The organism is uncultured Rhodoblastus sp., assembly GCF_903903185.1.
Taxonomy (GTDB): Bacteria; Pseudomonadota; Alphaproteobacteria; order Rhizobiales; family Beijerinckiaceae; genus Rhodoblastus.
On sequence record NZ_CAIUXT010000066.1, the window covers coordinates 1 to 10,400 of the forward strand.

The 10,400-nt window shown below is 61.9% G+C and carries 2 protein-coding genes; one reads left to right on the top strand and one right to left on the bottom strand.

Annotation, left to right across the window (positions count from 1 at the left end):
* Positions 1-5,827, bottom strand: a 5,827-nt coding sequence (locus tag QZY01_RS05750) for a hypothetical protein (RefSeq protein ID WP_294534478.1), incomplete at its 3' end; no start/stop codon positions are given.
* A 571-nt stretch (positions 5,828-6,398) separates the two neighbouring features.
* Here QZY01_RS05750 and QZY01_RS05755 point away from each other — a divergent pair.
* Entirely contained in the window at positions 6,399-10,166 is a 3,768-nt protein-coding gene (locus QZY01_RS05755; protein ID WP_294534481.1) for a tetratricopeptide repeat protein, read from the top strand.
* The last annotated feature ends 234 nt before the right edge of the window (positions 10,167-10,400 follow it).

Sequence of the window (10,400 nt, forward strand, 5' to 3'; positions counted from 1 at the left end):
CGCTGTTCACGGCGATGTCGGTGGCGCTGTTCACACCATTGAGCACGACTGTGCCCGAATTGATGTTGACCTGATTGACGCCCGAAAAGCCGTAGGGACTGGCGTAGGTAAACGTGTTGCCGGCGCCGGGAGCGAAATTGACGGTGTCGGCAGAACCCAGGCCCAGAATATTGCCCGCTACGGCGCCGCCGGTGACATTCAGCACATCGGCGTTGGCCGAGAGCTTGATTGCGCCAGAAATGAGGCCGCCGGTTTGGTCAATGGTGACAGGGCTGGTGGCTCGCGTCAGGTCGATGGCGGCGGCGGAGCCGGTTATCGTGCCGCTGTTGACGAGAGCCGAACCGGACGAAAAAGTGACGCCCTGCCAGATCGAAATGCCGGTTTTGGCGGTGATTGTCCCCGAATTGCCGATATTGCCCGAAAAACTGGTGACAAACCTGAGGTAAATGCCGTCGGCGGCCGCCGAGATCGTGCCGGAATTGCTGATGCCGCCCGAGAAACTGCTTACCCCTCCGACCGCGATACCGGAATTAACGGAGGCGAAGACCATGCCACTGTTTGCGATCCCGCCGGAGAAAGTGTTCAAGCCGTTGACGGAAATGCCACCTTCGTATGGAGAGATAACAGTGCTCGCCGAGATCGTGCCGGAATTGCTGATCCCACCCGAGAAAACATCCAAAAAGTTGACGTAGACGCCATAGTAGGCTGCCGAGATCGTGCCGCCATTGCTGATTCCGCCGGAGAAACTGGTGACGTGATCGACGCTGACGCCGTCGGAGCTTGCCGAGATCGTGCCGCTGTTGGTTATCCCGTTAAAGAAATTGGTAACGTTGTATAATTCTATGCCGGAGTAGCCTGCCGTTATTAGCCCGCCATTGCTGATTCCGCCGGAGAAACTGCCGCTACCATAGAGGTAGATGCCGGTTTTTCCCGTCGATATCGTGCCGGTGTTTGTGATTCCGCCCGAGAAATTTGGTACATCGTCGAGATAGATGCCGGCATCGACCGCCGAGATCACGCCGGAATTGCTGATCCCGCCGGCGAAATTGGCGACATAATAACTGATAACAATGCCGGTCAAACCCGCCGAGATCGTGCCGGTATTGGTAATCCCGCCGCCAGCGCTCGAAGAACCGAATTGCGAGACGCTGCTGACGGAGATGCCGTAGCTTGCCGAGATCTTGCCGCCGTTGCTAATCCCGCCGGCGAAAGTTGTGACGCCGCGGACAAGGATGCCGTCGCGAGCTGTCGCCGAAATCGTGCCAGAATTGCCGATCCCCCCGGCGAAATTGGCGACATATTCGACCCCGATGCCAGTATGACCCGCCGAAATCGTGCCTGAATTGTTGATGCCGCCGGAGAAAATACTCACATCGGACGGATTACCATAGACAAAGACGCCGTAGCCCCCGGAGATCGCGCCAGCATTGGAAATGCCGCCGGTGAAGGTCGGGCCGCCGATCGCGACAGCGGTTTTGGTTGAAACGATCTTGCTGTTGGCGTCGATCAGGATGCCATGGCCGGTCGCCTGGATCACGCCGCTGTCGATAATCGCGCCATTCATCGTCGCGCCAACGAGGCTGATGCCGGTCGGGGCCGAAATCGTGCCGGCATTGCTGATGTTGCCGGAGATCGTCGCGCTGCTGACCAGGATGCCGACGCCCGACGAAGAGCCGGGGCTGATGACGCCGCTGGCCGCATTGACGATGCTGCCGGCAAACGAGGTTCCGCTGGCCTTGATGCAGGAGATCGCGGCGGCATTGGACGAAGGGAACGGCGCGGAATAGCAGCCCGAGGCGGCGCCGAAGGTCAGATAGACGTCGTTGGCGTCATAGGTCAGGGTTCCGGTCACGCCTTTATAGCTGACGAGCGGATTGAAGATATTGCCGCCGACTCCGAGTCCGCCGGAAGTATCTGTGAGAATGGTATATTTCACGCCATTGGGCGCGTAGCTGCCGGGGGCGATGGTGACCATGGCGCCGCCGAGCGTCGCCAGGCCGTTGACGACCGTCTTGCTGTTGACCGTATTGCCGATCAATTCGAGATAGGCCGCGCCGGCAGAAAAAGTCAGATTGCCGGTGAGCGTGAACGTCCCCAGGACGCCGGTCGCGCCCGGTTGCAGGACGCCGCCGGAATTGATGACGAACGGACTCGTCACCGTGCCCGTTCCCGTCAGAGTCCCCGTGCCGGCGAGCGTGCCGCCGCTGTTGACGGTAAAATACTGGGCGCTGTTGGCGCCATTGAGCACGGTCTGGCCCGAATTGATATTAACCTGATTGACGCCGGAAAAACCGTAGGCGGCGCCATAATCGAACTCGTTGCCCGCGCCGGGCGCGAAATTGATTATATTGCTCGCCCCCGCGCCGACGATATTGCCGGCGATGGTTCCGCCCGAAATGTTCAGAACGTCGGCGTTGGCCGAAAGCTTTATGGCGCCGGAGATCAACCCGCCGGTCTGGTCAATCGTCACGGGACTGGTGGCGGCGCTTACGCCGATGGCGGAGACCGAACCGCTGATCGTGCCGCTGTTGATAATGGCGCTTCCGGAAGCAAAGCCGACGCCCGCGCCGATTGCAATGCCAGTTCGGCCGAAAATCGAGCCGGAATTGGAAATGTTTCCCGAAAACGTGCTGACGCCTGTGACGGCGACGCCCGCTCCCGCGCCAAACAATGCGCCCGTTGGGGCGACGGCGGCGCTGATGACGCCCGAATTGGTGATGCCGCCGCTGAAATGGGTGATCCCATACTGCAGGCCGGAAATACCGCCGACGAAAATGCCCGCATTGCCGGAAATCGTGCCGGAATTGCTGATATTGCCGGCAAACGAACCGCCGTCGCCTTCGACGCGCGAAAGCGTGCTCGGCGGAGACGCCACGATCCCGAAACGCGCCGCCGAGATTACGCCGCTGTTACTGACGCCGCCCAGGAACGCCTGACCAACATCCGCGAATATGCCGCCGGCGATCGTTCCCGAATTGGAGATATCGCCGCTGAAAGTGGAGCCGGCATAAGCAAAAATGCCGGCGCCCCCAGCGGATATCGTTCCGGAGTTGGTGATGCCGCCGCCGAATTTGGTAGAGTAGAGGAAAATGCCGGTGCTGGCCGCTGCAATGGAGCCGCTGTTGATGATCGAGCCACTGAACGAGCCGACGCGCCGGACTTCGATCCCGACATAATCCGTGCTGATCGTTCCGGCGTTGGAAACATTGCCGCCGAACGAGGTCGTCAGCCCCACGCCCTCATAGGGATAGGCCAATCCAACGGCTATGCCGCCGGTCCCGAAAAGGGGATTGGGGATCGTGTCATCGGGGCCATGAGTCACGCTGAGCGTGCCAAAATTGGTGACGCCGCCGGTGAAGGTCGGGGAATAAATGCCGATCGCCCGGGCAGTTAAGCCGGAGGCGACAATCGCGCTGTTGGCGTCGACCGTCACGCCGGCGGTGCTCGCGATTATATTGCCGCTGGAAAAGATCACGCCATTGATTGTGCTGCCGACGAAGCGGACGCCGGTTTTCGCGGCGATTGCGCCTGTATTGTAAATATTGCCCGCAAAATTGCTGACGGCGCCGACGCTGACGCCCGCGCTTGCCGGCGCCGAAATCGCGCCGCTGTTACTGACACCGCCAGAAAACGCGCTCACACCCAAAAGGCCGATGGCGTCGCCGCCGGCCGAGATCGCGCCGGCATTGGAAATGCCGCCCGAAAAAGTCGCGCCGGTAATCGCAATGCCAGTTTTGTTGGAATTGATCTGGCTGGCGCTGTCAACCAAAATGCCATGAAGCGACGACTGGATCACGCCGTTGTCTATGATCGCGCCATTGATCGTGGCGCCAACGAGGCCTATCCCTGTCGGGGCTGTGATCGCGCCGGCGTTGGAAATATTGCCGCCGATCGTGGCGGAGCTGACCAAAATGCCGACGCCCGTTGACGAACCGGGGCCGATGACGCCGCTCGCCGCATTAACGATATTGCCGCTGAAGGAGGTTCCGCTGGCTTTGATGCAGGGCAGCGAGCCGGAATTATTCGAGGGGAACGGGCCCGAATAGCAAACCGGGGCAACGCCAAGCGTCAGGAAAACGTCCGTCGCGTCATAGGTCAGCGTCCCGGTCTGGCCGTTGAAACTGACGTTCGGATTGAAAATATTGCCGCCGCCGAGGCCGCCCGCCGTATCGGTCAGGATCGTATAGGGCATGCCCAGGATCGGTGTGCTGCCCGCGGCGATCACCACAGTGGCGCCGCCGAGCGTCGCCGCGCCATCGATGGCGGTCAGGCCTGCGTTTTTGACGCGGAACGTGTCCTGATAGGTCGCGCCAGAGGCGAAAATCACATTGGCGGCGAGGGTGAGCGTTCCGGCGGAGCCAGGGACGCCCGGCCACAAAGTGGCGCCATTGTTGACGTTCAGGGCATTGACGGTGGAAGAGCCTGGCGGTGCGACGGTTATGAGGCCCTTGCCCGCCAGCGTGCCGCCGCTGGTGACATTGAAGCTGACGGCGTTGCTGCCTGCGTAGTTGAGAACGACCAGCCCTGAATTGATATTGACCTGATTGACACGCACAAAAACGGAGTTGTCATAAGTGAAGGTGTTGCCGGCGCCGGGCGCAAAATTGATCGTGTTGCTGGAGCCTTGGCCGAGGATGGAGCCCGCGATCGACCCGCCGGTGATGTTGAGGACGTCGGCATAGGCCGACAGATTGATTGCACCGGAAATGAGGCCGCTGGTCTGATTGATGGTGACCGGGCTCGTGGCTTTGCTGACGTCGATCGCAGCGGTCGATCCGGTGATCGTACCGCTGTTGATAATGGCGTCTCCCGAACCCAGGCTGACTCCCGCGCCAATAAGTATGCCCGTTTTGCCCTGAATCGTTCCGGCGTTGGATATGCCGCCGGTAAAGGTCGGGCCGGTGATCGCGATGGCGGTTTTGCCTGCGTTGATTTGGCTTGCGGCATTGACAAAAATGGCGTTTCCGGGGCCCGCAAGGATCACCCCGCTGTCGACGATCGCGCCGTTGATCGTGCTGCCCACGATACCGATGCCAGCTAGGCCCGATATCGTGCCGCTGTTGCTGATCGAGCCTGCAAAACTGGTGACTTGGTAGACGGATATGCCTACGCCGGTGCGGGTGGAGTTCGCCGTGATCGTGCCGGAATTGCTAATGTCACCGGAGAAAGTGCTCAAAAATATCAGGCCGATTCCGTTTGACATGGATCCGCTATTGCTGATCCCGCCCGAGAAATTGCTCAAATTTGAAAGAGAGATGCCGCCGCCTGCTCCTGAGAGCGCGCCGCTATTACTGATCCCGCCCGAAAAAATGTTCACGTTATTGACAATAATACCGCCGCTGGAGATCGTTCCGCTATTGCTGATACCACCATAGAAACTCGATACAACGTTGCTGGCGCTGGTCGTTCCCTGCGCCGCGCCGACGCGGATCCCGACCTCTGCGCCCGAAATCGCGCCGGCATTGGCGATGCCGCCTAAAAAGGTCGGGCCACCGATTGCAATCGCCGTCTTGCCCGAGGTAATCGCGCTGTTCTGATCGAGCGCGATCCCGCCAAGAATCACGCCAGAACTGGTGATTTGACCGGTAATGGTCCCGTTGGCGAGAGTGATCCCCGATGGGGCGATTGTCCCTTCGTTGGCGACGGCGCCGGTAAAGCTGGTGTTGGTGACGCAATAGCCGGCGACGGTTTGGCCGGCCGGATTGTCCGCGCCGCCGCTCCCGACCTGCATGCAGGCGGCCAGAACGCTCGGCGGGCAGGACGCAACCAGCACAGCCGCAATGGAACAGGAGGCGAGCAGCTTATGCCTGGATTTCCGGTTCGTCATTTTCGTTCATTCCACCGGCATGGCCGAACTTAATTTTTGCGGAGGACGATTCGCGGGCCAACGAACCGCCGATTTGCTCCCGGTAAACCCGCCGGAGCCGCCTGAACTTGAAACGCAAGAGTAAACAACAGTCTGGATCGAAAGAACCGAAGCCGCCGTCACGCGAGGACAGGAACGGAGCCCCCTCCGACCGACGCTGCGATCCACAGGCATTGATACCTCAACGTCCCGACAAACAGAAATTCGCAGCTCGGGCGTGACGCTGCGAAATGGCCGCTTTTTGTCGAGAAAACGCTTGGAAATGAGACACATGGAGCCGCCGAGCTTCGCCGGGGGTCAAAAAAGCGAGACTTTTCAGAGGCTGCCCGGCGGTTGTTGCGCAATAGCCACGGACTCGAAATTTCTCTCGGCCCGGTTACGTCCCGCGCGCCTTTTCGCGTCCGCCGGCGCCAACGGGTTATAGCGTGACTATCGGCGCGATTTACCGATCTTGACCGCGCCTCCGCTCTGATGTCTGAAAGCTATGATGCCGAAAATTCATGGCAAACGCATTTTCTGATCGGGGACAGGCATGGCCGAGACGGGAAGCAGCGGAACGCAGACGGTCATGCCGCTCGGGGAGGCGCTGGCCTATGCCGAACGCTGCCGTTGCGAAAACCGCCTGATCGAAGCCGAATCGGTGTGCCGGCGCATTCTGGACGCGCAGCCCAACCTGCCGGAGGCGCGGCATCTCCTGGGCGTGATCCTTCATCAGGCGGGCCGGCAAGCCGAGGCCATCGAACAGATCAGGCGCGCGGCGGCCAATGCGCCCGACAATGCGCTGATTCACGCCAATCTCGGCGAAATGTACCGACTCGCCGGCGCGCTCAAGAAAGCGGTCGAAGAGGGCCGCCGCGCTACGTCCATCGATCCCGGCGCGGCTGTCGCCTGGAGCAATCTCGGGGCCGCGCTCTATGAATTGAAGGATTACGAGGACGCCGCCCGCGCGCACCGCCGCGCCATCGCCGCCGACCCGAATTTCGCCCAGGCGCACACTAATCTGGGCAACGCCCTGCATGGGCTGAAGCGCCTCGACGAGGCGGTCGCCGCCTATCGAGCCGCCGTGGCGCTCGACCCGCAAAGCGCCGACGCCTGGGCCAATCTCGGCACCTCCTTGCATCACAATGGCGATTACGACGAGGCCGTGGTCTGTCTGCGCCGGGCCATTGCGCTGGCGCCCGATCACGCCAACGCCCATTCGGGCCTCGGCATCCTGCTGCTGATGCGCGGCGATTTCGCCGAGGGTTTTTCCGAATATGAATGGCGGCTGCGCTCGACCGAGCGCAAGGGTCCGCGCTTTCCCGAAAAGCCCTGGCGCGGCGAAAGCCTTGCCGGCAAGCATATCTATGTCCAGGCCGAACAGGGATTTGGCGATACGCTGCAATTCGCCCGCTATATTCCCCTGCTGGCGCGGCGCGCGGGCAAAGTCAGTTTTCGCGTGCATCAGGAGCTTGCCGTTCTGATGCGCGAAAGTCTGCCCGGCGTGGAGATTTTAGGCGATCGCGGCGATCCGGCGCCTTACGATTGCGACATCGCCCTGATGAGCCTGCCGCATATGTTCGGCACGCGCTATGAAACGATCCCGGCGCAAATTCCGTCGCTGCGCGCCCCGGTCGAGGCTATCGCGCGTTGGCAGGCGCGGCTCGCGTCGATGCAGGGGTTGCGGGTCGGCCTGATCTGGGCCGGAAATCCCGAACACACCAACGATGTCCGGCGCTCGCTCGATGTCGCCCATCTCGCGCCTTTGCTGAAACTTCCCGGCGTCTCTTTCGCCAGCCTGCAATTTGGCGCGCGCGGCGCGGACCTGAAGAAACTCGGCCCCGGCGCCAAAAAGGTCCTCGATTTTTCACGCGATCTGGGCGACTTCGCCAACACCGCCGGCCTGATGACCGGCCTCGACCTGGTGATTTCGATCGATTCGTCGGGGGCCCATCTCGCCGGCTCGCTTGGCCGGCCGCTCTGGGTTCTGACTTCCTGGGTGGCGGACTGGCGCTGGAGGCTGGAGCGCGAAGACAATTCCTGGTATCCCAACGCCCGGCTTTTTCGGCAAAAACAGGATGAGGACTGGGCCGCCGTCATCGCCCGCGTCGCCCATGCGCTGGCGGCTACCGCGTCCGGCGATCCGGCGCAATTGACGCCGTTTCTGGGCGAGGGCCGGCGCCGGGCGGAAAACGCCGCGGCCATCGTCGACGTCGAGGCGCAACGGTCGTCCCGGTCGCAACCGGCGCATGAGGTCGTCAATGTCGGACATCTGCTGGCCATGGCCGAGCAGAGGCGCCGGGCGCGCCTGCTTGCGGATGCGGCTGATTTTTGCCAACGCGCGGCGGCGATCGAGCCGGGCAATGCCGAGGCGGCGCATCTGCTCGGCCTGATCGCCCACGAAGCGGGAAAATTGTCGGAGGCGATCGCCCATCTGCGGCGGGCCATTGCGCTGGCGCCCGAGACGGCGCTCTATCACGCCAATCTCGGCGAAATGTGCCGGCTCGCCGGCTTGACCGACGAGGCCATCGCCGGGGGCCGCCGGGCGATCGAACTCCAGCCGGACAACGCCGGGGCGCAGAGCAATCTCGGCATCGCCCTGTTCGACCGGAACCTTTATGACGAGGCGCTCAAATATCTCGACCGCGCGGTGGCGCTGCAACCGGATTTCGCCCAGGCGCACAGCAATCGCGGCAACGCCTTGCAGCGGCTAAAGCGCTTCGGCGAGGCGGAACACGCCTATCGCCGCTCGCTGGAACTCGAGCCGCGTTTCGCCGACGCCTGGAACAATCTGGGCACATGTTTGCGCGAGTTGAAGCGCTTTGGCGAGGCCGAGGCGGCCTACCGCAAGGCGCTGGAGCAAAAGCCGAACGATCCCGACGTGCTCGACAGCCTGGCCCTGGCGCTGAAGGATCTGGAGCGGCTCGACGAGGCGGAAGCGACCTTTCGCGCGGCTCTGGCGATTGAGTCGCGCAGCGACAAGATTTTCGTCCATTACGGCGCGACCCTGATCGACATGCGCCGCCATGACGAGGCGGCGGCCATGGCCGAGCGCGCGCTGAAGCTCAACCCGCGCAGTCACGACGCCATCAATCTTCTGGGCCGCGCCGCCTTCGCCGAAGAGCAACCGGAACGCGCGCTGGCCTGTTTCCGGCAGGCGCTGGCGCTGAACCCGGATCTTGCCGACGCCTATAACAACATGGGCAACGCGCTCAAGGATCTGGGTCGGCTCGACGAGGCGCGCGCGGCTTATCTCAAGGCGCTGGAGCTCGATCCCGACGTCACCGGCGTCTATGTCAATCTTGCCGACTCGGTCAAATTCTCCCCCGACGATCCGCACCTCGCCCATATGGAAAAACTCGCGGCGAAGCCGGACGGCCTTTCGCCGACCGACCGACTGCAGCTCGATTTCGCGTTGGGCAAGGCCTATGCCGATCTCCAGGATTTTCCGCGCTCCTTCGCGCATTTGCTCAAGGGAAATGCAGGGAAACGCGCGACGATCGCTTATGACGAACGCGCCGCCCTGGCGTTTTTCGACCGGATCGAAACCGTTTTCTCGCGCGAACTGATCGCGGCGAAATCCGGCTTCGGCGATCCTTCGCCGCGGCCGATTTTCGTTCTGGGCATGCCTCGCTCCGGAACAACCCTCGTCGAACAGATCATCGCCAGCCACCCCATGGCGCATGGCGCGGGCGAACTGATGGCGCTGCATGACGTCGTCGGCGAAGCAGAGGCGTCGGGCCCCGCTTTTCCGGAATTGATCTCGTCGTGCGAGCCGTCGGTACTGAGGCGGCTGTCGCAAGGTTATCTCGACAAAGTGCAAAGGGTCGCGCCCGAAGGCGCGCGCGTCACCGACAAGATGCCTTCGAATTATTATTACCTCGGCCTGATCCATCTCGCCCTGCCCAACGCCAAGATCATCCATGTTGTCCGCGATCCGATGGACACTTGCCTTTCCTGTTTTTCCAAATTGTTTTCCGCCGAGCAGAACCATACCTACGATCTTGGCGAACTCGGGCGATATTATCGGCGTTACGAAAGGTTAATGCAGCACTGGCGCCAGGTCTTGCCGCCAAGCGCATTTGTCGACATTCAATACGAGGATATGGTCGACCACGTCGAGCGCGAGGCGCGGCGGCTGCTCGATTTTTGCGGATTGCCCTGGGACGACCGCTGCCTGGCGTTCCACGAAACGGACCGGCCGGTCAGGACCGCCAGCGCCACGCAGGTGCGCCAACCCATCTATCGCAGCGCGATAGGCCGTTGGCGCGTCTACGAGGATGGCCTCGGGCCACTGCGGCAAGCGCTTGGCCAAAATTAACAGGCGATCCGAGCGGCCGCTATGGATGCATTATCGATTCCCGTGGCGATTTCAGCGACCGGCCGGAATGGGTCAAAATTCCCCGGTCAGGCTGCTCTTTCGACGACCGCTGTCCTTAAGAAAGCAGCCGGAATCATCGGTTCGATCGATTTGCGGCGCCGGTCCTGGCGGCGCTGAAGCTCCAAAACGCAGATAGCGGCCGCTCGAATTGACGGTTGGCCGCCAGCTTCGCGC